Origin of the sequence: Bacillus sp. FSL K6-0993 (genome assembly GCF_037977205.1) — a bacterium.
GTDB classification, from domain to species: Bacteria; Bacillota; Bacilli; order Bacillales; family Bacillaceae; genus Bacillus; species Bacillus subtilis.
The window spans coordinates 2,288,288-2,314,131 of the sequence record NZ_CP150275.1 but is presented as its reverse complement, the minus strand read 5'-3'; the positions used below and the strand labels follow the sequence as shown (position 1 = coordinate 2,314,131).

The window sequence follows — 25,844 nt, the reverse complement described above, 5'->3', positions numbered from 1 at the left end:
AGAAAGTTTTTTCCTGATTTACTTTATTTATGCCCTATTACTTAGACATATATATGACTCAGGTAGAGAGCCTGAGATGAGAGAGGAGGAGCAATATGCCTGATGAAGTTGTACAGACTGAGGCTACAGAAGCTACAGAAACTGAGCAAGTGACAGAGGAAGTAAAAGAGCCTGAGGTCACAGTTAAGGTAGAGGTAGAAGAAGTAAAAGAGCCTGAGGTTAAAGATGACAAAGAATCTGAGACAGAAACAGAGCAGGAAGAAGTAACAGAGTCAGAGGAAACTAAAGAGCCTACTAAAGATGAGGATGCTGAGTCTGATGAGTTGGTACAGATTAAAGGTCAGCTAACTGACAAAGAGAATGAAGTAACTGACTTAACAGCTAAGCTAAAGAAATCAGAGGCTAAAGTAGATGACCTTAAAACTCAAGTTAAATCTCTTTCCACTGTTGTAGAGTCTTTGGTTGAGAATAAGGTAAAAGCAATTCCTGAGGAGTTTCATGGTTTGATACCTGATGGAGATGCAGTAAGTAAATTAGCTTGGATTACTAAAGCTGAGGAAAGTGGAATCTTTACTAAGCAGGAGTTAAATGTAGAAATTGGGAAGCCATTAGAGCTTACTCAAGCTGACCCTAAAGCTGTAAGTAAGATGAGTCCACAGCAAAAGATGTCTCATTACTTTAGCCAAGCATTTTCAAGAAACTAATTAAAACTAATAAACAGAATGGCAGGGAGCTAAAGGCTCTCTTTTTTAATGCCAAAATTCAAGGGGGAAAATAAAAATGGCAGGTTTAACACTAGCACAGACTGTAGACCTTACTCAAGATGTCCTTAAAAAAGGTGTTATTGAGACTATGGCTACTGAGTCAAAACTATTGGCAGTATTGCCTTTTATGAATATTGAAGGCTCAGGTTATTCTTACAATGTTGAGCAATCATTAGCAGGAGTAGAGTTTAGGGCAGTTAACACTAACTATAACACTGTAGCTCCTACTACTAGGAAAGAAACTGAGTTTCTTACTATCCTTGGTGGTGAGGCAGTTATTGATAGTTTCCAAATGGAAGTACACTCTAACATCAATGATCTTATGGCTATTCAGACAGCACTTACAGCTAAGTCTATTGCACATAAGTATGAGAAAACTTTCATCAATGGTGATGTAGCTGTAGATGCTAACTCATTCAATGGTTTAAAGAAAAGGGTAGCAGGTACTGAAATGGAATTTGCTAACTCAGGTAATCTAGTTGCTGACCTTGATGTTCTTCTTGATGAGGTTTATGGTGGCGCTGATGCTCTTATCATGAACAAGAAAACAAGAAGGAAGCTTACAGGTGAGGCTAGGACTGGTCAGATCACTTATGTTAAAAATTCCTTTGGTGTACAAGTTACACAGTATGGAAATGTTGACATCATTGATCTTGATTCAGAATTGCTTGAGGATGATGTGATCTTTGCTGTTAAGTTTGGTGCAGGTGAAGCTGTATCAGGCCTACAGTCTAAATCAGGTCTTTCTGTTAGGTCTCTTGGTGAGCTTGGTGAGTCTCCACAGATCAAGACTAGGATTGAGTGGTTTGTAGGTCTTGCAGTATTCCATCCTAAAGCTGTTGCTATGAGGAAGGCTACTGCTGAGGCTGCTGCTTAATCAGTACAGTAAATAATTGAGGGCAGGGCAGGAGTTTCCTGTCTTGTCCTCTTTTTTTATACCTAATTACTAGAGAGGAGATAGTTTAAATGGCAGTAAAAGTGATTGTACCTAATGAGAATTACAGTGAGATGTTTCAAGGAGTCCAGTTTAAAAATGGTGAGGGCATCTTTGAGGATGAGAAGTTAGGCAAGTCCATTGCTGAGACTTTGGGCTATAAGGTAGAGGCTATCAAGGCAGAGAAGAAAGCACCTGCTAAGAAAGCTCCTGCAAAGAAAAAAGCTGAGTAAGGAGGTAGATACTGATGCTGACACAGGTAGAGGTTGGGCAGTTTATTGATGAGAATATTCTCCATTCTAAGTTATGGGATGCCTCTGATGATGCTGTCAAACAAAAGGCAGTTAATCAGGCTCAGCATACTTTATTTAGGTATCTACCTGATGTCTATAAAGAGGGAGAGGTTATTCCAGTGGAGGATGTAGCTGAGCAAGTGCTGTGGCTATTGAAGCTGGATGACTCCATGCAGAGAGCTGAGATGGGTACATTGATGATTACTATTGATGGCATTCAAGTGCAGCTTAAAGACATGGATAGAACAATCTCTCCTAAGATACTTAATTACTATGGTATCTCAAGCATCAGGAAAAAGAGAGTGGGCAGCTATGCTGTGAATTACTCTACTGATACCTACAGGATGGGCATTGAGTCTAGGACTGATAGGCACAGCAAGTACCTCTATTATAGGGGGGATTGATTATGCTAGGTTTTGTACCCATGCCTCATGTGGCTAAGTTGCTAAAAGCTGACAGCGCCTTAGACAAGTGGGGTTTACCTGTATCTACAGGTGTAGGTGAGGCTATTCCTTGCAAAATAACATATAACAGTACCAATGAGTCCATACAGGTAGCCTCAGGAGAGATGGTAGTTTACAGAGCTAATATTCTTTTTGAAGGTGTACCACAGATCAGCTATAAGGATTTAATTGAGTGGTCAGATGACTGGGGCAATGTCCACAAGAAACAGCCCCTAGCTATTGATTACAAGCATGATCTGTCAGGCACTCCTGTTGCTGTTAAGGTCACTGTCTGATGGCTAAGTTTACTGTAAAAGCTGACTTTGTGGACAAGTCAAAGCTTATCAATGGCAGAGTTAAAAAGGCTATGAGAGGGGCTATGCTAGATGTCATCTTAGATGCTAAAAGGGTAGCCTCCAAGTCAGCACCTCATGACAGTGGTTTCTTAGAAAAGACAGCACAGCATGAGATACATGTAGCAAGTGGATATATAGAGGGTTCTGTAGGGTTCTCTGCTGTCCATAATGGCTTTAACTATGCTGAGTGGACTCATGATAAGTCTTACAAGTTAGGTTCTAAGTCCAAAAAGAAAAAGGGAGGCAAGTCTAAATTTGGGGGAGGTACAGTTCCAGTAGGTAAGGGCTATTTAGAGAATACACTCTCAATGAATAGGTCAGGCTACATGGACTACCTTGAGGAAAAATATAGACAGGCTTTGAGTTAGGGGGAAGCTCATGAGTATCACTGATATTGTAGACTTTCTCAAGCTATTGGGGTTTTCTGATGAGATTTACCCTCTAGCTTTCCCTGCCACTTCTCCTGACAGAGCAATGATGGTAGAGGTTGGGGATGGTGTACTGCCTAAGGGAGTTTTATCAGATTTTGTACTTACTATTACAACAAGAGACATCCATCCTAGTGAAGCTGAGCAGTTAGCTAATGAGGCACTTATGAGACTGCATGGTGTTACTAATGTTTCCATTGGTGATGCTTACATTGTCCAAGTGATGGCACAGTCTATGATGCCTAGCTCTCTAGGTAAAGATGAAGAAAATAGATATTTTTATTCCATTGATTTTAGAGTCCTAGTTTAAAAACTTAGGGCTTTTTTTAATGGGGAAATTTAAGGGGGAAATAACAATGACAGTAGCTAAAAAGGTAGCAGGTGTAGATGTCCTGTTAAAAATCAAGAAAGCTGATGGTACTATACTTATTCTAGGTGGACAAACAGGAGCAACCCTAAACAGGGAAGCTGAGACTATTGAGGTTACAGATAAGACAGCAGGAGGTTGGGCATCCAGCTTGCCTGGTATTAAATCATGGTCTATTGATGCTGATGGCTTTGTAGTGCTTGGTGATGTAGCTTTAGAGGCTATTGAGGATGCCTTCAATGATAGGGTAGCAGTAGATGCAGAGATCAGGGTAGGTGCTACTGATGATCTTGATGGAGTAACTTACAGTGGTACTGGGTACATTGTTGACCTGCCTTTAGAGTTTGCTCAAGATGATGCTGTAACTTACTCTCTGTCTATTGAAGGTGCTTCACCTTTAGTAAGGACTAAGGGTGCTGTTACAGAATCTACTCAATCTGCTTAATATCACTTTAAAACAGAATATGTAGTTAGACATATAGGGGAGTAGGGCTGATGCCTTGCTCCTCATTATTTTATTTTAGGGGGAAATAGGATGGCTATTAAAACAGTAGATGTAATGTTAGATAAAGAGAGGAAACTTGCTTTTCCTTTAATGGCACTAATCAGGTTAAAGAAAGAGCATGGCATTGTGATGGCTGACTTAAAAGATAAAGAGAAAGCCTCTGATGTTGAGGTAATTCTTGCAATCATTTGGGCAGGTCTTATCCATGAGGAGCCTGATCTAAGCTATGAGGAAGTGGGCTACATGATTGACCTTAGTGAGTTGCCTGCTATTTCAGAGAAACTATCTGAGGTATTTGGGAGCTTAAATGAAAAAAACTTACCAAAGTAAGTCTAGCTAATCTGACTATAGAGAACATCTATAAGTATGGCTATGGCTTACTTAAACTAGATCAGCAGACTCTCTACTCTATGGATGCCTTTGAGTTTCTTGAGAGGGTAGAGGGTAATCTGCTTTGGCATGAGTATCAGTTAGATGAGCTGCTAAATAATCAGGCATGGTTTACAGCAAACTTGATGATGTCATCAGGAAACATGAAGAAGTCTACTGATGCATTGAAGCTCAAGAAAGGTCTTTACAAGTCACTTGAGGATGTAGAAGAAGAAAGCAAGCCTAAAGTTACTGTTAAGAAAGACTATGAGGAGGAAAAGACTAAGCTGTTAGGTAGGTTTGGTCTTGATGAGTCTCAATTAAATACCTAGAAATCTTGAGAGCTGTTGCTTGGAGAATAAACCCTCTGACGCAATGGCTCTCTTTTTTATATCAAAAAAAAGGTAGGTGGTAAAGATGGCAAGTGTTGGAGAGTTAACAGCTAGAATAACCTTAGGTGGCATGGATGCTGTAGAGAGGCAGCTCAAGAACTTTAGCTCTGCTATGGACAAAGCTTCCCAAAAAGCAGGTGATGTGGGAAGGACTCTCAGAGAAGCAGGTGAGGGCTTCAATGAGTTAGGGGAAAACATTGCTCCTTTATCAGCAGGGTTGGCTGCTGTGGGTGGTGCATCTCTAGTAGCCTCAGATAATATCAATCAGGCAATGGCTAACTTTCAAACTAAGTTAGGTGCATCAGGCTCTGAACTAGCAAACTATGAGCAGGTACTTGATGCTGTAGCAAGCACAGGAGTAGGCTCTTTTGAAGAGGTTTCAGATGGTATCATAACTGTCTCACAAAATATGAAAGGCTTATCTACAGGTGAATTGACCTCTATGTCTGAGCAGGCAATGCAGTTAGGCAAGGTCATGGGAACTGATGTAGGGGATGTCTCAAAAGTAGCAGGACAGTTAATGACTCAGTTTGGTGTATCAGGCTCAGAAGCTATGGACTTGATTGCTAAGGGTTATCAGAATGGTATGGATTATGCAGGGGATTACATGGACACTCTGAATGAGTATTCTGTCTACTTCAAGACTCTAGGATTCAGTGGAGAGGACATGTTTAACACTCTTATCTCAGGAGCAAAATCAGGGGCTTTCAACTTAGACAAAGTGGGAGATGCTGTTAAGGAATTTGGTATCAGGTCTAAAGATGGCTCAGAATCATCTAAAGAGGCTTTTAAAGCACTAGGGTTAGATGCTAACAAAATGACTGAGACCTTTGCTAAAGGTGGAGAAGGGGCTAAGAAAGGTTATGCTCAAGTAGTCCAAGCTTTATCAGGTGTTAAAGATCAGGCTGACAGAAATGCCATTGGAGTAGCCTTGTTTGGTACTCAGTATGAGGACATGGAGAAGGATGTTATTGCTTCCACAGGTAGCATTGTAGACCACATGGGCAATGTTAAAGGTGCAAGTGCTGATGTAGCTAAGAATAACAAGACCTTTGCACAGGAAATGCAGGGGGCATGGAATCAGATACAGATTGCCATTAAGCCTGTAGGGGATGTGTTGAGGGGGGCTATTTCTGATGTAATGCCTACTATTGTCTCTGCTATCCAAAACATGTCTAATGCCTTTATGGGGCTGTCTCCTAATATGCAGAAGGTAGTCCTAGCAGTAGGTGCTTTTGTAGCAGTGTTACCTATTATCCTTGCAGGTATTGGAGGTATCTTGTCTGTAATTGGCACAATGGCTACAGGTTGGGGTGCTTTAGCAAAAGGCTTCAGCTTAGTGGCTACAGGAGGTACAAAGCTTGTATCTGCATTCAAACTGATTGGTACTGCCTTTAGAGCTTTGTCTGCAATCTTTATGGCTAACCCATTCATGCTGATTGTAACAGGCATTGTAGTAGTAGCTGTATTGATTTACAAGTACTGGGATGAAATCTCAGCTTACACTATAGCTGCGTGGAATGCTATCAAAGCATGGTTTGCTCCTTTTTGGGAGTTTTTAAAATCATTGGTAAGTGCTTTTGTGGCTGCCTTTATGGTTTACATTCAGGCTGTAGTTGCTTTTTGGACATCTGTCTGGAATGGCATAAAGACTGTATTCATGGCAATATGGTCAGGACTTTCTGCCTTTTTCTCCTCAATTTGGTCAGGATTGACAGCAGTAGTGTCTACTGTATTCAATGCTATCAAAGCAGTAATCCAAACTGCATGGAATGTGATAAAGACTGTGTTCCTAATTGCCATTGGGATTTTAGTTACATTACTAGCTCCTTTATGGAATGCCTTTGCTACTGGGTGGAATGCCTTGGTAGGGATTGTAAAGGCTGTAATGAATAAGGTTAAGTCATGGGTTAAGATAGCAATCAATTTCATAGTTACTGCATGGAAAAACTATGTAAATGCTGTGAAAACTGTGTGGAATGCAATCTATAGCAATGTCATTAAGCCTGTCATCTCAAAGATTAAGAGCATTGTTACCACTTTGATTGCTAAAGTTAAGGGGGTTATGAGTGCTGTTAAGACAGGATTTAAGGTGGCTTGGGATGCTATCTACAATGCTGTAATAAAACCTATTCTCAATTACATTATTAATGGCATTAAAAATCTTATTAGAGCTGCCAAAACTGTAATGTCAGCAGTTAAATCAGCTTTCTCTACAGCTTGGAATGCTATTAAGTCTGTGGTGACAAAGGTTATCTCAGTAATCAAGAATGTAATTCAAGGAATTACTTCTAAGGTGTCCTCAGTAACTGGGAAAGTGAAATCTTTCTTTGTGAATGCCTTCAATTCTGTGAAATCTAAGGTATCCTCAGCTATCTCAAGTGTGAAAAGTAAGATTACTAGCATTTGGGATACAGCAAAGTCAATAGCAGGAAAAATCAAGAGTGGGTTTGGAGACATCTTTAAAGCTATAAAGATTCCTCATTTCTCTCTAGGCGGATGGTCTGTTAAGGACTTACCAAAACTACCTAAGATGTCAGTCAGTTGGCATGCGAAAGGTGGTATCTTGGACAGCTCTACTCTCATTGGTGCAGGTGAGAAAGGTGCTGAGGCAATTGTGCCTTTGTCCTCTCAAAGAAGGATGAAGCCATTTGCTCAAGCAGTGTCTAAGTTTATGCCTGATTCTGCAAAAGGTAACTCTAATACTTCCATTCATGTAGGACAGTTGGTTGTAAGAGAGGAGGCAGATATTCAGAGGATTGCACAAGAGCTGAATAGATTGCAAGACAAAAAGGAGAGAGCTAAAGGTAGGCTCTCCTTTACTTAATCAATAAGCCTGAGGGGTTAATACCCTTTGGGCTTTTTATTTTATAGGGGGAATTTAAATGGCTGAATTTGCAGGAATTTATTTTAATGAGCTGCCTATGCCTAGTTTTGTCAGGGTAATTAATATCAATCACAGTATCTTACCTCCTGTTAGTCAGAACACACTGGCTGTAGGGGGCAGGGCAGGTGTTTATGACTATGGGAACACAGTAGGGAGCAGGGAGATCAGCATAGATGTAGTTATTGTATCTCCTGAGGAGAATGTGCTGCCTAGTTTATTAGAGGAGCTGTCAGCATGGCTCTACTATGATGAAGAAAAAGAGCTGATCTTAGGGGATAACCCTAACAGGTATTACAAGGCTAAGTTTACAGGAGACTCTGACATTAAGGAGTCTTTTCTTTATGGAGAGGGAACACTGACTTTTACCTGTTCTGACCCTTATATCTATGGGCTAGAAAGAGAGTACCTGATACCTGACTCATACAGTGGGGATGTATTGGAGCTAACTAATACAGGAAATGCAGATACTTACCCTCAGCTGAGATTTGAAATGACTGAGGATGTAACTGACTTCTCTATTGTTGCAGGAGAGGATTTTATTGACCTTGGCAGCCCACTAGCTGTAGATGCTGATGCAGATACTAAGGTAGATGCAGGAGGATGGGCATTAAAGGACTACCTCAAGTCACTGAATGGTTGGACAGTGCCTGCATCTCAAAACTATGGAACAATCACAGGCTCTATGGAGGTTTATGGAAATGTTGAAATCAGGCAGGCAGGTCTTGATTATGGCACAGGCAGTGGGTGGCATGGTGCATCTGTAGTAAAACCACTAGCACAATCAGTGACTAACTTTGAGACTCAGTACACTTTTAGGATTGATACTGATGCTACCTACAGATATATAGGCACTGTACAGCTTAGGACAAGTGTAAGCATGAGGGCAGGCTCATCCACTAAGTACAAAGTCAAGAAAACAGGCAAAGTAGGGGAAAAATACAATGTCCTGCAAAAGACAGGTAATGGGTGGTACAAGCTTGAGAATGGATACTATATGCCAGCAGGTTCTAAGTACAGCATCTTTACTGCTGAGACCTACAAAGCAGACAAAATGGGTAGAAATCAGTTTATGCTCAATGATTCTAATGGCTATCCAGTGTTTGTAGCCTCAGTGAGGGATGACACCTCTAAGTCAAGGAGACTTACAGCAGAGGTAAAGCTTATTAATGGTCTCAATGTTGACATCATTTTTAGTAAGACTGTGCCTAGTAAGCATAACAATCTTGATGGCTATTGGTTAATCAAAAGGAATAAAAATGTGTGGTACATCAGTCTCTACAATGAGAATGAGAGTGGAGGATACACTAGGATTTTCTACTACAGGTGGTCTGACAGTAGAGAGCTTTACACAAGACCTGTAGCACAGGCTCAGATTGGTGTAATGGCTTATAACACTAACACTGCTTGTTACATGGCTTGTAAGGACATCAGGGTAAAAACTCTTGATACTCAGGTAAAAGAGAAGCAAGTACCTTTAATTATGAGGGCAGGAGATGTACTAGAGATTGACAATGAAACAGGAGCAATACTAAAAAATGGTCAGCCTTTCTATGAGTACCTTAACCCTGCTAGCACCTTTATTAAGCTGAGAAAGGGAGAGAATGGACTGATAGTGACTCCTTATAATTCATTCATTAATGGAACAATCACATACACAGAAAGAACACTGTAAGGGGGAAAATGTTAATGGAAATGCAAAATATATATCTGCTTGATTTTGATAAGGTGACAATAGGTGTCCTGTCTAACAGGATGCCTTTTTCTTTGCCTTTTTATGATGATCTACAGGAGAGAGACTTAGATGAGATGACTGATACTCTTACTCTGTCAATCCCTGCTAACCATGAGAAATCTAACCTTGTAGTAGCAGGTAACTACCTTCTGTATCCTAAATATGAAGGAGATTACAGGCTATACAGGATTATTGAGACTACTGAGACCTCTGATACAAATACTTATTATAAAGAGGTCTATGCTGAGGTATCTGCTCAGGATGATTTAATAAAAGGAGTAGTTAGACCTACTACCTTCACATCTGTAACTATTGATAAGGTGCTTGACCATATCTTAGAGGGTATGCCTTGGGAGAAAGGCTCTATTGATGATCTTGGTACACAGGATGTAACTATAGAGGACTATCCAACAAAGCTTGAGGCACTTGTCTCTGTAGTTAAGCAGTATGGTGGTGAGCTTGATTTTGAGTATGTCACTAAAGGTACTACCATCATTGCTCAGAGAGTTTCTGTGTATAAGCAGTTAGGGAACAAAACAGGAAAGCCTTTTATGCATGGTAAGGACATTACAGGTGTGGAGAGGATTGAGGACAGAAGCAGCTTAGTTACTGCTCTTATAGGTGTAGGTAAAACTGATGAAAGTGGCACACCTCTTACCTTCAAGGATGCGCCGGGTGTTACCCAATTTATCCCTAAAGGCTACAAGATAACAGGTGATTATGTTTACTCTGAGGAAGCCCTAAAGCTGTACAGCAATGGGGAGCATATCTTTGGAGTATTTAAGGATGATAATGCCACTTCTCCTCAGGAGCTTTTCAGTAATACTGTAGCAGCCTTGCAGGAAAATGATAGACCTAAGCTGACTTATAAGGTGGAGGTAGCTCTACTTGAGAGGATTGCAGGTTATGAGCATGAGAGGGTAGCACTGGGAGATACAATCTTTGTGCAGGACAAGACAGTGCAGCCTGAGCTTTACCTTACAGCTAGAATCAGAAAGCTGAGCAGGTCTTTGACTAATCCCCTTAATGATGCTGTAGAGCTAGGGGATTATCTTGCTGTAGTGCCTCCTGTTAATGCAAGGATTGCACAGCTACAAGCCAAAGTCTCTGCTAAGGAAGAAATTTGGAATAAGGCTGAGGAGATCCCTCAGATGCAGAATACCATCAGCCAGTTACCTACAAAGGATGATCTGTTTTCCACTCAAGCACAAAGGTTAAAAGTGAGGTATATCAGAGACTGGATTAATGGCTCAGATGTAGATAGCTCTAACCAATGGGCTGAGTTGCAGGTGTTTAAGCAAGGTGTCAATATTGCTAAAGGTATCATCCCTACAGGTTCTGCTGAGCTTACTAACCCTGAGTACCTGACTGATGAAATTGCAGACTCTACAGTACTTGTAGGCACAGCTACAGGCTCACAGTATGTGCTGCTTGATCTTGGCAGTGTTGTTGAGGATGTTGAGTACATCAGAGTGTGGCATTACTTTGGTGATGAAAGGTCTTACAATGGTCATTACACTGATGTCTCTGAGGATGGGGTTAACTGGGTAAGGTTGTATAACTCTGATAGGCATGGCACTCATAAAGAATCCTCTGAGGGCTTTATTGTTCCTGTCAATAGCTCTGCTATTATTGCCACACAAGAAAAGCAGGTTACTCAGGTAGTAACTGCCTTTGAGGAGTTGGATGAGTTTAAGCAATCTGTAGAGTATGAGTTAGATCAGAAAACACCTTTGACTCAATTCAATGAAACAGTGGACACACTTAACACTGCCATTGCTGATAAAGCTGATTTAGAGTATGTAGGTGGGGAGCTTAAAAACAAGGCTAATATTGCTGAGACATACACTAAAACAGAGGTAGACAATGCTGTAAACTCAAGAGTCTCAAAAACTGATTATGAGACAGATGAGACAGGTAGGGTGCAGAGGTTCCAATCTGCTGAGAGCAGAATTAAGCAGGTAGAGGATGAGATTACACTTTCTTTAGAAGGTTCTTCTTATGACAAACTATCAGAGCTGTTAAAGAGCAATACAGCTAAGATCACTGCTACTGCTGAGGCTTTAGAGTCTAAGGTAGAAGCTACAGAGGTCAAGGATATTGCTAGAAGGACTGGGGCAGACATTGTGAAAATGAGGTATGTCAGGGTTCTTATGAATGGTAACACTACCAATGCAGGCAACCATATAGTAGAGCTGAGAGTTATGCAGGAAGGGGTTAACCTTGCTAAAGGGAAAACACCTACAGCATCCACTACAATGACTAATCCTACTGTCATGACAGATGATAACTACAGCTCCTATAATCCTTATACTTCTATAGGAAATGGTTCACAGTGGGTGCAGATTGATCTAGGTCAAGTCTATGACAATGTTGATTACATTCACCTTTACTTGTATTGGTCTGATCTTAGGTCATACAAGCATGAGGTACAGGTATCAGAGGACTCAGTTAACTGGGTTAGCCTTTTTGATACTGAGAAGAATGGCAATTACTCTTGTACAGATGCAGGCTTTGTAATCCTAGTCAATGAGCAGAGATCAATTAACACAATGGCAACCTCAATCAAGCAGACTGCTGACTCTATCACTACTAAGGTAGAGAAAAATGGTGTCATTTCAGCAATTAACCAATCTCCTGAGCTGATTACTCTTTCAGCTAAGAAGATCAATTTTGATGGGGCTGTATTGGGAAGTACAGCTACTTTCAGTGGAACTGTTAAAGGCGCTGTTATTGAGACTAATCAGACTATTGATAATAAGGTCAATAATGCTAGGTTTGATGGAGGAGAGTTTAGATTTGTCAGGTTTAAAGCAGGTGTTACTGACCCTGACACAGCCAATGTAGACCTCTCTCAAGTTGAATCTTTAGCAAAAGTGTATCAGGATGGTGTTGCTTTCACTGATGGCACTAAAGCTATGGGCTTAGGCTTAGGTCACATTGTAAATGATGGGGAATTACAGCTAATTGCTGATAACATCTATGTTAGTACTGCTACTGGTACTGTGTTTAATAACAAAGTAGAGGTGTGGTCAGACTTAGATGTTTGGGGAGATGTAAAAGCAAAGTCCTTATCCACTGGGTATAGCTCTTTAGCTGTAAATACTGACCTTGATATGAAAAACCATAATTTATCCAATGTTAACCATATCACTATTAATGACCCAGGCTCAGGTGAAGGTATTGAGTGGCTGAGTGGAAATGGGTGGAAGATTGTAGAGGCTGATTATGGTATGAATAATACCTCAGGTGATTTACAGTTTGCCACAGGAAGCACACCACAGATGACAGTTACTACAGGTGGAGCAGTGTGGATACAAGGCTCCTTTCATGGAAGAAGTACAGGAAATACTTACTTTGTTTCTAATGGTGTATCAATCTTTAAGAGTGATGCAGCAGTTGCAGGCTCAGGTATCTATGTACATGGTGACTCAGCAGGAGGCAGGATATGGTCAATGGACATCTATGATAGGACTTACTCAAGCTCTCCTAACCTGTATGTCACTAGCTCAGGTACTTTGGGAAGGTCTACATCTGCTAGTAAGTATAAGCTTGAGATTGAAGAAGTTGACACTTCAGAGCTTGCAGAGAAGGTGCTAGACCTCAAGCCTAAGTCATGGTTTGACAAGGTGGGCACTGAGCAATTAGCTGAGTATATCACTGCAAAGGCTAAAGACCCTAATGTAGACATTGACAGCCTTGATGTTCCTTTCTTGGAGAGGCATTATGGCTTAATTGCAGAGGACTTGGTTGAGGCAGGTCTTGGCATGTATGTCCTGTATGGTGAACCTGATGAGCAAGGTCATAGAGAGGTGGAAGGTATTGAGTATGACAGGGTTTGGACTCTATTAATACCTTTAGTCAAACAGCAAAGGGAGCAGATCAGTAAGCTTGAGGCTAGGTTAGATGCACTAGAGGCAGGTCAATAAGACTGTCTCTTTTTCTTTGTCTGTATCTAATTATAGAAGTGAACAAGTAAAAGGGGTGAAGTAAGTGGAAATGGAGATCAATACTACTACTATTATTGAGCAGTATCAAAATGAGCTAAAGAAGGTTAACCATGATCTGATGGTATCTAGGGCAGTAATTGCTAAGCTACAGGAAGAAAAAGGGCAAGAATCAGCAGAAAAAGCTGAGTAGTACTTTCAATAAGTCATGTCAGTTGGACATAAAAGTAAGGAGGCTATTAGACAGTCAATGTCTGTGGTCTCCTTTTTTATTGTCTTTTACTTACAGACATAGATAGCTGATAGGGAGGGAGGTCTCAAAAGTGTCTTATTTATCTAACTTTTCTGTGTGGATTGTAGGGCTGGTAGGCTCAGTAACTGAGTTTGTATCAGGTCACTATAACAATGCAGTATTTATCTTAGTGGCTATGATGCTACTGGATGTCATAACTGGGTTGCTCAAGGGAGCTAAAAACAAAAGGCTGAAATCTGCCATTATGCATATGGGGATTATCAAGAAAGCAGGCATGTTGCTTGCTATTGTGTTTGCTTCACTGCTAGACATCTTAGTCAATGATGGTATGCCAGTGTTTAGAACATTGATGACTTGGCTTGCAATTGGTAATGAAGGTCTGTCAATCATTGAGAATTTTACAGCGCTGGGAGTAAAGATTCCTTCACAGATTAAAGACAAGCTTGCTCAAGTAGTGTCTGAAAAGGAAGAGCTACAGAATGAGAAGGACAAGGCTGAGAGTTAATACTCTTAGTCTTTTTTGCGTCTCAAAAATAATAAAGGAGAGGATATTAATGGCTAGTTACATTAAAGATTATGTGAAAGTAAATGAATACACTAGGCCTGATTTGAAGCTTTTGGGGGTTAAAGGAATTGTCATTCACTGGACAGCCACACCTAACGCATCAGCTAAGAATGAGAGGGACTATTTCAATGGCACTTGTATTGCTGCTGAAAGGTATGCCTCTGCTCATATCTTTGTAGACAGGAAAGAGGCTAGGCTGATTGTTCCTCTGAATGAAGTTGCTTATCATGCTAATGACAAGCCTTCTAAGATTTCTAAGTTTAAAGCTACAACAGCTTACTACAAAGGTGGTAATGCCAACTTGACTACCCTTGGTGTAGAGATGTGTGTAGAGAAAAATGGTACTATCCATGCTGATACAATTGCTAGGGCTGAGAAGGTTGTTGCTGAGCTGTGCAAACAGTACAGGCTTACTGAAAAGGACATTTACAGGCACTATGACATTACAGGTAAAGACTGCCCTGCACCTTTTGTGTCTGACCCATCTAAGTTTACTGCTTTCAAAGCAGGTGTTAAAAAGCTGTTAGGCTCTAAGTCTACAAGCTCCAAAACATCTACAGCAAGTAAGGAATCTAATTCCAGTAAAAAGATGGTTATTGTAAAAGCAGGACAGCTTTACACTTATAACTCTGCTGACTGGAATGATAAGGGCAAGATTGTTAAAAAAGGTGAGGCATTCACTATCAAGAAAGAGCTAACTGTTAAGGGTAGCAAGATGTATCAGCTTAAATCAGGACTGTACATTACTGCTAATACAAAGTATGTCTCAGTTAAATAATTGAGGGAATGGGGAGCTTTAGCTCCTCCTCTTTTTTATGCTCATTTTATGTATCAGAAACTGTAACAATGTTAGGTATCAGAAACTGATACAATCTTTCATTTAGTGTTACAGAAACTGTTACCTAACATTACTACTTATATATATATCTCTTTCTTTATAAGTAATAAGGTTATGTATCAGAAACTGTAACAAAGAATCTTTATATAGCAGAAACACAGGGAGGCTGTCAAAGTCTCTCTTATTTTTTGTCTAAGGTGTCACAGTTTAAAACTCCTATCTAATAAGAGAGGTGTAAGGCAGAAACAAAGTAGGAGGAAACAGAATGACAGAAAAATCAATGCCTATTCTCTCAGTGGACTTTAAAAGAGAGTACTCAACTGTATCAGATGGTGTAGAGGAAAGTTTAAGAGTCTGCATTGATGCAGGGGCAATACAGTCAGGGTTAATCAAGGAGCTTGGTGCTAACAGATTTAGTTTGCTGATGGCTATTGTCTCTCACATGGATGCCTCAGGTAAGTGCTTCCCTAGTCAAAGGAAATTAGCTGAGCTGACAGGGCAAAGTCCTACCACTGTAAATAAGAACATCAATGAAATGTTAGAGATCACTTTTGATGGTCAGCACATACTCAGAAGGGAACTGACAGGTGGAGGTAAGAGACAGAAAAGCCTTTATTACATCCATCAGGGCAAAGTCACTAATACAGATATTGTAGGGGAGACTGTAGAGCCTGCTAAGCAGAAAGAAAAAGAGAAAGCATTCAATAGTAGAGATGTGGCTATCTACTGGGGTGATCTGTATAAGGATACCTTTGGTACAGGTTATGTATTCAACTATGGATTTGAGTTAGCTCAGATCAAGAAGAAGCTGCTTCCTAACTTTGATGAGGAAACTCTAAAGGCTGTTATCAGAATTGCTATAACCCAGTATCAGCAAAGGTGGGCATCAGAACAGTACCCACTGCCAACACTTCCAATGCTTACAAGTTGGTTAGCAAATACAGCCTATGGCATCCATAAGCAGGGTGCAGACAAAGCAGAGCAGTTAGACACAAAAATAGAAACAGCTAAGGCTCAAGATGATACAGACAGAGCTATGAGCCTGTTTAACATTTAAGGGGGATTTACAATGACTGGATTAAAACATACTTGCTCATTTGATAAAGAGGTTAGAACCTGTGACTATACTTGCTTTGCTTGTACCTTCATGCATGGTGTAGAAGGGGGCAGAGGAGGCATGTGGGCTACTACAGGTGTTCCTAAAAAGTATAGGGGGGCTAGGCTGTCTAATCTCCCTATTGAGGAGGACAACCCTAAGGCATACAAGATCATCAGTCAGTATATAGGAAATGTGCTGACTTTTGTACAGGAAAAGAATGCAGGCTTGCTGCTGTACTCAATTCCTACCAATGATAATCCTTTTGGAACAGGTACAGGAAAGACTACCTCTGCTGTCACAGTTTTAAATCACTTTCTAATTGAGAGGTGTAGAAGCTATCTGAAAGGTCAGCAGGGCATGGAAATTAACCCTGCAATCTTTGTAAAGTCAACTGAAATGCAAAACTCTTTCAATGCCATGTTTAGGGGCACAAGAGAGATGAAGGAGGAGGCTAGTAAAAGATATTACTCTCTAAAAAATGCAGTCAAAAAAACTGAGCTTGTAGTACTGGATGATATTGCAACTAGGGGCAGTAGAATCTCTGAGGCTTATGAGGATGAGCTGTATGAGATTTTAGATTACAGGTCTACTAATGAGCTGACTACCATCTTTACAAGCAATGTGAGCCTAGAGGAACTGTCTAAGTGCTTAGGAGACAGGATAGCCTCAAGGATTGCAGGCATGACAGTAAAACTAGGTTTCACAGGCAAAGATAACAGACCTGACAGCTTATTTAAGTAGGAGGCAGTAATTATGAGCATGATAGAGCATCAGCTAATAAGTAAGGTACTAGAAGAAAACAACTTTCACATAATGAATAAATACAATATCAAGCAGGTGGATTTTTACAATATCCCTGAGGTCTATGAGTTTGTACAGAGCTATGTTGCTGAGCATGGGCAGACTCCTGACTATAGGACAGTTGTGGGGCAGTTTGAGAGCTTTAACTACCTGCCTGAGACTGCTGACAGCTTTGCATACTTAGCCAAGGCATTGAAGAACAGCACAGCAAAGAGAGAGGCTGTCATGTTGCTTCAAAAAGAAGCAGGTAAGAAGTTTGAGGAGCTACAGGGTGTTGAGTACATTAACTGGATGGCTAATGAGATCAGCAGAATACAGAGCATGGCTAATGCTACAAGCTACTCAGGTGTTAACTATGCTGTTAATGGTGATGAGAGATGGAACACCTATCAAGAGAATAAGGAAAACAGGTCATTCAAGTTTATTCCTACTCCTTATGACAGTCTGACTAAGTGGTTAGGTGGAGGATTTGAGCTAGGAGATTACATTTTATTACAGGCATACACAAACAGAGGTAAATCATGGATAGGCTCTCATATTGGTGTGACAGCTTGGCTCAATAAGTTTGGGGTGCTGCATTACTCTCCTGAGCTGTCCAATGTACAGCAGACACAAAGGAATGACACTCTAATTGGGCACTTTAATAATGTCCACTTGAAGTTAGGGCAGCTAGATGATGAGCAAGCTTACAGATCATATCTTGATAACTTTAAAGACACTAATGAGACTCCTTACATCATTAAGACTATGGAGCATCTGCCTGAGGGGCTGTCTATTGATGTTATTGAGGCTGATCTACAGGCTAACCCTGATATTGGCATGGTAATCATTGATGGATTTAACCTCATGACTCATAAAGGCAGAGGTAGTAACAGAGACAGCATGAGTACTACAAGCAGACAGCTTAGACAGGTGTTTGGTAGACATCAGGTAGCAGGTCTTGTAATCCATCAGACTCCTACAAGTGCTGAGAAGGATAACAAAGAGGATGATGAGACTGGGGCTAGAATGGTTAAGCCTCCTGAGTTACATCAGTACTCTGAGACTATTGCAGTTATTCAAGATGCTTCCACTATCCTTAGTTATGACCAAAGGGATGGGGTAGGTAAGATATTGCTGAGCAAGACAAGGACTCCTAATGTCAATAAGGAGCTAACTCTACATTGTGACTTTAACCATGGGTATATCAAGGAGGCTACAGCCATTGACTATATCTAATTTAGTTATGCCTACAGAGTTACAGTATACTGTCAATCATGAAATTGGCTTACAGATAAAGAGGAATTTAGGAAGGGGAATACACATGTCATATCAGGTTTACAATAGCAGTTTAGTAGGGAGAAGGGTTTTGGTTAAGGATGACAGCAGTTTAGCATCAGTAGTGCAGGATGGCTCACAGGTTGCTGTGCCTTTCCTTGCTGTCAGAAAAGATCAAGAGCCTAACCTTGTAACAGTGGTTAAGTTTGATGATGTTGTCATCTTGGGGGAGGTGCAGTCTTAATGGCTGTAATGATTCATGAGCAGGAGTTAGAGGTTGATATAGCTGAGGAGCTTGAGCCTTACCTTGATGCCTTCCCTAAGTATAAAGTAAGGGGTAACAAGCTACAGGCCTGCTCTCCTTTCAGGGAAGAAAATACTCCTTCTTTCGCAGTTAATATGGAGGATGGCACATGGATTGATTCAGGTGCTTATGATGAGGATTGGAGAAAGGGTAACTTTATCAAGTTGCTCTCTTTCCTTATGGGAGTCACTTATGATGAGGCTAGAGATTACTTGCTTGAGAAGTACAGGACAATCTACTCTGACATGGATAGTTTCAAGCTAGACATATGGCTGCCTGAGATAGATGCACCTTACAGGACTGTCTCTAAAGAGGAGTTAGAGCCTTTCATGTATAGAAACCCTTACCTCACTAACAGGGGCATTACAGAGAAGGTACAGAGGGCATTTAAGATAGGTTATGACAGAGATAAGCAGGCTATTGTTTTCTGTTGGTTTGATAAATATGGAGAGATCATTAACCTGAAATTTAGGTCAATCAGAGATAAAAGGTTTTGGTACTTGGAGGATGGTCAAAAGATCAAGCAGCACATCTTTGGATTACACTTCATTTTCAAGCTCAAGCTCAAGAGAGTCTTTGCTGTAGAGTCAGAGACAGATGCATTGTACCTGTGGAGTCATGGGATACCTGCCATAGCATTTGGCTCAGCTAGTATGTCAAAACAGCAGGAGAAGCTACTCCTTAACTCACCTATAGAGGAGCTTGTTATAGCCACTGATAATGATAATGCAGGCTACAGGTTTAGAAAGGACTTGGAGAAAAGGTTAATGGGCAAGTTAGACCTCAGTTTAATGCCCATCCCTTATGGTTTGAAAGATGTAAATGATATAGCACCAAACAGACTAAAAGAGGCTACAGAGAAGGTAGAGAGGTTATCTCCTTCCTTTCTGTAAGCCTCCTTTTTTTGTTAATTGATAGGTCTATTTAACCATTTTGAAAGACCTAAAAAAGTGTGAGAGATTGGTATATCCCTTGGGGCTGTAGGTTCTGAGGTCTATTGCTATACATTTTTAAACAGAAAAAAGAACAGTTGTTCTGAAATTAAGTATGGACAGGCAATTACAGTATAGTGTATTATAACTAAGTACTTAGGTGATTACAGTATAGTGTCAATGTCTGACACAGTTATGAGATAGGGTAATCTATGAAAATAGAATACAGTTTACTTTTATGCAGAAAGCCTCCTTTTAACAGAGGTCTAGTTTCTTATTGTCTTTTTGCTTACAGTATACTGTCTTGCTAAGAAACTGGGTTTCTAGGAGGTTTATTTTTTTATGTCCTTTTTGATTACAGAATACTGTAACTGCTCTCAAGTAACTACAAAAAACTGAAAGAGGTCATTATTTATGAAATCATTAGAAAACACTCAACTTACTAACCCTGAGATTAACGCATTAGCAATGGAGTACAAAGCTACAAGAGATGAGGCAGTATTTAATAAGCTCATGTCAGCAGTTAAAGACTTGGCAGAGCATCTAGCATACAAATTCTATAACAACTCAAGAGGCTTGAATGTTCCTGAGGATGACTTTGTACAAGAGGCTTACCTTGCTGTCTACTCATCTATTGATAGTTATGATGTAGAAAAAGGAAGCTACTTTACAGCTCACCTTAAAAGATGTGTTGAATGGAAAATACAAGACAATATCATCAAAGCTAATCAAAGAAAGTCTCAGCAATTTAACAGACAAGCTTTGTCACTGGATGCCTCTATAAATAGTGGAACAGATTCTTTCCTTTCTGCTGTAGAGCATCAGTATGCTACAGATACAGAGGAAGTCTTTAACACTGCTGTAGAGAATGTAGAGAGCAATGATACTCCTGATGTATTTTCACTTGCTAAAGAGCTTATTACTGACTTTTCTCAGGATGCCTCAGAGGATGATAAGACCATCATTGAGACTACTTTCTCTGTGATCTTAACAGCATCACATGAGTCAGGAGACATCAAAAGAAAAATCACTAAGGCTCTAACAGATACTCTAGGTGTAGCTCCTGCCACTGCTAGAAAAAAGAAAAGCAGAGCATTTGCTAGATTTGAAGCTTTTGCATCTGAGAGAAACTTTGAAATCAGTCTGTCACAGTTTTAAGGTGACAGTCTAATTATAGAAGTGAGAGAGGGGGAGCAGTAAGCTCCTCAGCCTCCTACTTACTTAATTACTTAGCTAAGAAAAAAGTGTATAAACTTTTACATGTTCTCACATGGAATAGTCTAGCACAGTGTGGCAAGTATTAGCAATAGTGGATTACAGTTTTTTGTGTAATTCTTTTTTAGTTACTTTATTTTTTGTATTACAGTATTACATATAGTAGAGAATGCCTAATACAGAAAACTATCAATTTTTTATCCTAGTAGCTCAGTGGATAGAGCATCTGCCTCCTAAGCAGAGGGTCACAGGTTCGAGTCCTGTCTAGGATGCCATATAGGGTTAGTGTAATTGGTAGCACACCAGTCTCCAAAACTGGGAGAGCAGGTTCAAGTCCTGTGCCCTGTGCCAAAAGACAAAAAGCTTTACTTACAGCCTGTACAAGTAGAGAGCTGTCATGCACTGAGGTAACAAGTTAGAGTGCCTGAGATGGCTCAGCTCTCAGGATTTAAAGCTTTTTTTGTATCATGGAAGGTTTATTACAGGTTCAAGTCCTGTACCTTCCTAGCTTAATTATGGATACCCACTCACAAAATATAATAGCTCATAGGGCTAACAGGGGGAAAAGGGTATGTCAGTAATTACAGCTAGAGGAGATCAGGCAAAAGAAAATGCCAATAAGGGGAAGGTAGATACTAAAAAAATCTATCTAAGGCTTAAAGACAATCAGGCTCATAAAGTTAGGGTACTGGGTGTCAAGGATTATGTAGAGTACAATGCAGCAGGTGATTATAACCTTGGTATTTATAATCAGCCAGTAGCAGAAAGCTCTCCATTGCTTGTGGCACATGCAAAGGGTGGAGAGAAGTTTAATAGTCTCTACAAGAAACAAAGGTATGCTTTTGTCTTTGGTTCTATTGAAACAGGTGAGCTAGTAGCTATTGATGTTTCTAAGAATCAGGCAAAGACTCTCATCTCAGGAATTGAGGAGTATGCAGAGAACATTGAGGAGATTGCTTTTAACCTCAAGAGGACAGGTGCTGACACATCTACAAGCTATGGTCTAAATCCTATCTTGAAGATGAAGCCTGAGGATAAAGTCAATTTTGACAAGTTTAATGGTGTCACTGTTGAGCCTGAGTTCTTTGATGACATTCTACAGCCTAAGGATGATAAGTTCTTAGCTAAGCTGTTGAGTGAAGCAGGCTTTGATGTAGCAACTCACTTACCTCACATCCAGTTAGATGAGGAAGAAGCAGGACAAAAAGAGCCTGACACTTCATCTGAAAAGATTGAGGATACTGAGGAGAGCATTTTAGACAATATCTAAGAAACTGAGGGGAGCTTAGGCTCCTCCTTTTTTCTGTATTGGGGAGGCTGAGTAAATGAGACAATACACTCTAAGTCAGATTGTAGAGAGAATGGAAAGAATGCTTTTACCTAAGGGGGCAGTATTCTGTCAGAACAGCACAGGAGATAAGATGATCTATGATGGAGATTCTTTAAGGTGGCTCACAGTAAATAACTACATTTCAGCAACTGTGTCTATCACAGAGGAGGCAGTCAAGGATACTTTCACCTTGCTGACAGCACAGAAAAAGAAATTAACATTTGTTGAAGCACTGCCCTACATTGCAAATGGCAAAAGGGTCACTATTGACATGGAGCATAAGCAGTACACTGTTGACAGCTTAGCAGAGCTTGAGGATGTCATTGAGTGCCATGAGTTCCTAGTAGAGCTGTATGAGAGTGCTGTCTACTATGTGGAAGAAGATGAGGCAGCAAAGATCAGCACAGTGACTGCAAAGACCTTATCAGAGGGAGATGTCTATAACATCCATCATCTTTATCACTTTGTTAAAAAGCCAGTATCAGAGATTGCTGTAGAAAAGGGAGTATCTGAGAGGATGGTTTATTACATTTTAGAGGGTAAAAGGTGGGATTTTGTATACAGGAAGTTTCACAGTGACTACTGCATTGTAAAGGATGATTATATCTCATGAGTTATATTGGACAGAAAGCAAACAGTAGGGCTGTATGGCAGATCAAGCCAGTGACTAAGGTAAAAGACAGTAAGAAGAAGTATGACAGGAAGAAGGACAAGCAGAAGCTTAAAAAGGAGCTGTATGTCTGATGTGGGTTGAGCTGATAGGTGTCCTGCTGGACATTATACTGTCTGCCTTCACTTTTAACTGGGGCAAAAGCAAGGGAGCTAAAAAATAGCTCTCTTTTTTTTATGGCTACAGGTCATTAACACATATGTCACAGTTTGTCAACAATTTTCTAATTAAAGAGATGACTACTAATAAGGGGGAGTTTACAATGTCTGTCATTAACAGAAAGGGAGCAGACAAGCTCAGGGCTGAGGTCTTGGGTATTGATACTGCTACAAAAGGGGAGAAAATGGCTAGGAGTCTGTTGGATGACTTTAACCAATTCCACAGCCTTAACAGGGTAAAGGAAGATAAAGAGATTGAGATGCTGCTGGTACAGCAGAGACTCAAAGAAATTGAGATGATTGATGCTGAGCCTACTTATCCTAAGGACAAAGTAAAGTTTAATCCATCAGGAGCAAGTAAGACCATCTATGACCTGTATCTAAAAGGTAAGAAGGTTGAGGAGAAAGAGGAGAGATACCCTTACCATCAAAGGTGGACAAGGAATAGTACAGCCATTCATGGTGCTACTCAGAGAGACCTGCTGTACATGGAGAAGGTGCTGCCTAACCCTTCATTCACTGTTGAGAGGACTGAGGAGGGCTTACCTGCATGGGAGGACAATATCTTACAGTGGAAAGAGCTTGAGCATGAAGGTGTGAGCTTTATCCTTAATGGTAAGATGGATGGCATTCTAGTCTACAAAGATGGTACAAGGGTAGGCTTTGAGTTTAAAACTAAGTCTAATAGTATTGGACAGGTAGGCTACTACAAGATGAGGGAAGTCATTGACAGCCATATCAAGCAATGTATCTCTTATTATCTACTGTTTGGTATCAGGGATTACATTGTAATGTATGAGGGTGTAGCTAAAGATCAGTGGAGCAAGGGTGCTGAGGCAAAGCCAGACATCAGAACATTTCACCTTTATATCACAGATGAGATGGCAGAGGAAATCCTAGACAAGTTTGCTACTGTCACTAAGCATGTAGAGGATGGTATTGAGCCTGCTGATAAGGAGCTATCTTTCTTCTCAGGTTACAAGTACCTCCTAGAGGCTACAGAGGTATGATAATCATTGCTTTTGACCTTTCCTTGTCTAATACAGGCTATGCTGTAGGAGAGGTCAAGGGCAGGTCTCTAAAGCTTATAGAGGTTGGCTCTATAGGTACTAAGAGGTTTGCTAAAAGAAGTACAGGCTTTAGACTGAATTACATAGCTAAGGAGATCAGAGAGCTGTACAAAAAATATGAGATTGACAAAGTAGTAAAGGAGAGAAGTTTCTCCAATGCTAGGATTGTAGCTACACAGCAGATTTACAAAGTTAATGGAGTGTTTGAGCTTATGACTCATATTGCAAACCATGATGACTTTTCTGAGATCACTCCTCCATCCATTAAGAAGCAGCTTACTGGGAATGGGAAAGCCTCTAAGGATGAGGTAGCTAATTCAGTTTTGAAACAGTTTAGAGACATAATGGGTGATACTACAGTTAAGTTTAAGAACAATGATGAGTCTGATGCTGTAGCTGTACTAATTGCATACTGTAAACAAGAGGGGCTTATTGATTAGCTCCTCTCTTTTTTTTGCCTGTCACACTTAACAGGTATGCCTCTAATTAAGAAGTGAAAACAATTACAGGAGGTCATATAAATGACACAAAAAGTACAGCTAACAACAAAGCAAGCAAAGGCAATGGATTCCATTAAAAATGAGTTAGGAGATAAATACAGCAATGTGTTTAGAGACATCTCCACAGTCATCAATTACAAGATTAATGGGATGGGTTTTACCCAGAACAGAGTAGAGGCTAACACTCTCAGTGATGCAGATTTTATCTTAGCTCTAACTGTTGGTTATGAGGTTAAGAAAACTGCTGAGGAGATTGTAGAGGACATTATGGAAAGTGCTTGGAATGCAGAAATTGAGCCTAAAAACCCAATGCTAGACACTGCCTCATATAACCATGGGGTAAGGAGAGGTATATTAGACTTAAAGAATGCAGGCATTAAGTTTACTCTTAAAGATGAATAAGCAAAAGAAGGCAGGGCTAAAAGCTCTGTCTCTTTTTTTCTATGCCCCATACCTAAGAGTCACAGTTTGTCAAGGTTTTTCTAACTAAGGAATGAAAAGACAAACAATGGAGAGTGATTTGATGGAGCAGAAAAAGTATACAAGTGTAATTAGAATGGGGCACAGACTTACAGTGGGTGTCTTTAAAGAAGGGGATAACATTGTAGTCACTGAGAAGATTGACAGTGCTAATGCTTCCTTTACCCTTGATGAAAATGGTGAGCTGAAAGCATACAGTAGAAACACTGAGCTAGGAGAAGGAAATACCCTAAATGGCTTTCTACAGTGGGTACAAGAGAATATTGACCCTGCAATTCTTGTCCCTGACCTTATCTACTTTGGTGAATGGACAGGCAATCCTCATAAAGTTAGGTATGAAGGACATGAGAAGCAGTTCTTTCTCTTTGATGTATACAGCAAGAAGTTGGACAGATACCTCCCTTTTTCTGTGGCTAGAGCAGAAGCTAACTACATAGGTCTAACCCTTGTTCCTGTCTTTTATGAGGGTGAGTACAAAGGATATGAGCATCTTGAGAGCCTTGTTGGTAAGACAGCTCTTGGAGGGAAGTTAGGAGACATTGAAACAGGTGAGGGTATTGTAGTCAAGAACTATGACCACTTTAACCATGAAGGTAAGCAGGTCTTTGTCAAAATGGTAACAGATGCTTTCAGAGAGGTTAAAAATCAAAAGCCTCCTAGGAATCCTGCTGAGATTGGTGTGGAGGGTATGTTTATCAGAAACACAGTTACTCCTGCAAGGGTAGAAAAGATTTTTCTCAAGATGCTAGATGAGGGAGTGCTTGAGCATGATGTAGCTATTGAGGACATGGGTAAAATCTTAAAGGCTGTCACACCTGCTGTAATTGCTGATGTATTGAAGGAAGAAAGAGACTCACTACCTGAGGAATACTCTGACAAGGCTTTGAGTAAATCAGCAGGCAAGGTAGTGCCTCAGATTATTAAAGATATTTTAAAGGAGAGGGCTTAAAAGCTC

The 25,844-nt window shown here is 40.4% G+C and carries 28 protein-coding genes and 2 tRNA genes; all 30 read left to right on the top strand.

From position 1 onward, the window contains the following. Positions 1-95 precede the first annotated feature (95 nt). The 30 genes from MHH79_RS11925 to MHH79_RS11780 all read left to right on the top strand — a co-directional run bounded on the left by MHH79_RS11925 (position 96) and on the right by MHH79_RS11780 (position 25,838). On the top strand, positions 96-704 hold the full coding sequence (locus tag MHH79_RS11925) for a hypothetical protein (RefSeq protein WP_224067234.1): 609 nt from the start codon (positions 96-98) through the stop codon (positions 702-704). A gap of 76 nt (positions 705-780) precedes the next feature. Further along, positions 781-1,641, top strand: coding sequence for a major capsid protein (locus MHH79_RS11920; RefSeq protein WP_146876853.1), 861 nt, complete (start codon positions 781-783; stop codon positions 1,639-1,641). Positions 1,642-1,730: 89 nt separating this feature from the next. Further along, positions 1,731-1,931, top strand: coding sequence for a hypothetical protein (locus MHH79_RS11915; protein ID WP_146876852.1), 201 nt, complete (start codon positions 1,731-1,733; stop codon positions 1,929-1,931). Positions 1,932-1,945: 14 nt separating this feature from the next. Then, a complete protein-coding gene (locus tag MHH79_RS11910; protein ID WP_185183769.1) occupies positions 1,946-2,395 on the top strand; it encodes a hypothetical protein in 450 nt (149 codons plus the stop codon). Positions 2,396-2,397: 2 nt separating this feature from the next. Beyond that, entirely contained in the window at positions 2,398-2,730 is a 333-nt protein-coding gene (locus MHH79_RS11905) for a hypothetical protein (RefSeq protein ID WP_250622590.1), read from the top strand. After that, positions 2,730-3,158 carry a hypothetical protein gene (locus tag MHH79_RS11900; protein WP_224067227.1) on the top strand — a complete coding sequence of 143 codons (429 nt, stop codon included), beginning with the start codon at positions 2,730-2,732 and terminating at the stop codon, positions 3,156-3,158. Before MHH79_RS11905 ends, MHH79_RS11900 begins: the two co-directional genes overlap by 1 nt. Before the next feature lie 10 nt (positions 3,159-3,168). Further along, positions 3,169-3,528, top strand: a complete 360-nt coding sequence (locus tag MHH79_RS11895) for a minor capsid protein (RefSeq protein ID WP_146876848.1) — start codon at positions 3,169-3,171, stop codon at positions 3,526-3,528. Positions 3,529-3,574: 46 nt separating this feature from the next. After that, entirely contained in the window at positions 3,575-4,030 is a 456-nt protein-coding gene (locus MHH79_RS11890) for a phage major tail protein, TP901-1 family (RefSeq protein ID WP_340034483.1), read from the top strand. A 90-nt stretch (positions 4,031-4,120) separates the two neighbouring features. Further along, a complete protein-coding gene (locus MHH79_RS11885) occupies positions 4,121-4,420 on the top strand; it encodes a hypothetical protein (protein ID WP_224067223.1) in 300 nt (99 codons plus the stop codon). An 80-nt stretch (positions 4,421-4,500) separates the two neighbouring features. Then, a complete protein-coding gene (locus tag MHH79_RS11880) occupies positions 4,501-4,791 on the top strand; it encodes a hypothetical protein (RefSeq protein WP_340034481.1) in 291 nt (96 codons plus the stop codon). 85 nt (positions 4,792-4,876) lie between these two features. Further along, positions 4,877-7,678, top strand: a complete 2,802-nt coding sequence (locus MHH79_RS11875) for a phage tail tape measure protein (RefSeq protein WP_340034479.1) — start codon at positions 4,877-4,879, stop codon at positions 7,676-7,678. A gap of 58 nt (positions 7,679-7,736) precedes the next feature. After that, a complete protein-coding gene (locus MHH79_RS11870; RefSeq protein WP_340034477.1) occupies positions 7,737-9,410 on the top strand; it encodes a distal tail protein Dit in 1,674 nt (557 codons plus the stop codon). A 14-nt stretch (positions 9,411-9,424) separates the two neighbouring features. Further along, positions 9,425-13,399 carry a phage tail spike protein gene (locus tag MHH79_RS11865; RefSeq protein WP_340034476.1) on the top strand — a complete coding sequence of 1,325 codons (3,975 nt, stop codon included), beginning with the start codon at positions 9,425-9,427 and terminating at the stop codon, positions 13,397-13,399. Positions 13,400-13,463: 64 nt separating this feature from the next. Beyond that, positions 13,464-13,610, top strand: coding sequence for a hypothetical protein (locus MHH79_RS11860; RefSeq protein ID WP_185183773.1), 147 nt, complete (start codon positions 13,464-13,466; stop codon positions 13,608-13,610). 130 nt (positions 13,611-13,740) lie between these two features. Then, positions 13,741-14,175: a phage holin family protein gene (locus MHH79_RS11855; RefSeq protein ID WP_185183774.1), complete on the top strand. Its 435-nt coding sequence runs from the start codon at positions 13,741-13,743 to the stop codon at positions 14,173-14,175. A 49-nt stretch (positions 14,176-14,224) separates the two neighbouring features. Continuing rightward, positions 14,225-15,013, top strand: a complete 789-nt coding sequence (locus MHH79_RS11850) for an N-acetylmuramoyl-L-alanine amidase (protein ID WP_340034473.1) — start codon at positions 14,225-14,227, stop codon at positions 15,011-15,013. A 325-nt stretch (positions 15,014-15,338) separates the two neighbouring features. Beyond that, positions 15,339-16,130, top strand: coding sequence for a helix-turn-helix domain-containing protein (locus MHH79_RS11845; RefSeq protein ID WP_224067210.1), 792 nt, complete (start codon positions 15,339-15,341; stop codon positions 16,128-16,130). Positions 16,131-16,142: 12 nt separating this feature from the next. Next, positions 16,143-16,913, top strand: coding sequence for a DNA replication protein (locus MHH79_RS11840; RefSeq protein WP_340034470.1), 771 nt, complete (start codon positions 16,143-16,145; stop codon positions 16,911-16,913). A gap of 12 nt (positions 16,914-16,925) precedes the next feature. Continuing rightward, on the top strand, positions 16,926-18,191 hold the full coding sequence (locus tag MHH79_RS11835; protein WP_146876838.1) for a DnaB-like helicase C-terminal domain-containing protein: 1,266 nt from the start codon (positions 16,926-16,928) through the stop codon (positions 18,189-18,191). A gap of 85 nt (positions 18,192-18,276) precedes the next feature. Then, the gene (locus MHH79_RS11830) at positions 18,277-18,474 is read left to right on the top strand and encodes a hypothetical protein (RefSeq protein ID WP_340034468.1); all 198 of its coding nucleotides are present in this window, start codon (positions 18,277-18,279) and stop codon (positions 18,472-18,474) included. After that, the gene (locus tag MHH79_RS11825; protein WP_340034466.1) at positions 18,474-19,427 is read left to right on the top strand and encodes a toprim domain-containing protein; all 954 of its coding nucleotides are present in this window, start codon (positions 18,474-18,476) and stop codon (positions 19,425-19,427) included. Before MHH79_RS11830 ends, MHH79_RS11825 begins: the two co-directional genes overlap by 1 nt. 453 nt (positions 19,428-19,880) lie before the next feature. Next, a complete protein-coding gene (locus MHH79_RS11820) occupies positions 19,881-20,624 on the top strand; it encodes a sigma factor (RefSeq protein WP_224067201.1) in 744 nt (247 codons plus the stop codon). Positions 20,625-20,880: 256 nt separating this feature from the next. After that, a tRNA-Arg gene (locus tag MHH79_RS11815) sits at positions 20,881-20,956 on the top strand. Position 20,957: 1 nt separating this feature from the next. Then, a tRNA-Trp gene (locus MHH79_RS11810) sits at positions 20,958-21,032 on the top strand. 220 nt (positions 21,033-21,252) lie between these two features. Continuing rightward, on the top strand, positions 21,253-21,951 hold the full coding sequence (locus tag MHH79_RS11805) for a hypothetical protein (RefSeq protein ID WP_340034464.1): 699 nt from the start codon (positions 21,253-21,255) through the stop codon (positions 21,949-21,951). A 55-nt stretch (positions 21,952-22,006) separates the two neighbouring features. After that, the gene (locus tag MHH79_RS11800) at positions 22,007-22,624 is read left to right on the top strand and encodes a hypothetical protein (protein WP_340034462.1); all 618 of its coding nucleotides are present in this window, start codon (positions 22,007-22,009) and stop codon (positions 22,622-22,624) included. Positions 22,625-22,943: 319 nt separating this feature from the next. Next, positions 22,944-23,849, top strand: coding sequence for a hypothetical protein (locus MHH79_RS11795; protein ID WP_224067194.1), 906 nt, complete (start codon positions 22,944-22,946; stop codon positions 23,847-23,849). Continuing rightward, positions 23,846-24,349 carry a crossover junction endodeoxyribonuclease RuvC gene (locus MHH79_RS11790; RefSeq protein ID WP_340034461.1) on the top strand — a complete coding sequence of 168 codons (504 nt, stop codon included), beginning with the start codon at positions 23,846-23,848 and terminating at the stop codon, positions 24,347-24,349. The genes MHH79_RS11795 and MHH79_RS11790 overlap by 4 nt, the downstream gene beginning before the upstream one ends. An 81-nt stretch (positions 24,350-24,430) precedes the next feature. Continuing rightward, a complete protein-coding gene (locus tag MHH79_RS11785) occupies positions 24,431-24,811 on the top strand; it encodes a hypothetical protein (RefSeq protein WP_069487262.1) in 381 nt (126 codons plus the stop codon). Positions 24,812-24,932: 121 nt separating this feature from the next. Continuing rightward, a complete protein-coding gene (locus tag MHH79_RS11780; RefSeq protein ID WP_340034460.1) occupies positions 24,933-25,838 on the top strand; it encodes an RNA ligase family protein in 906 nt (301 codons plus the stop codon). Positions 25,839-25,844: the final 6 nt, after the last annotated feature.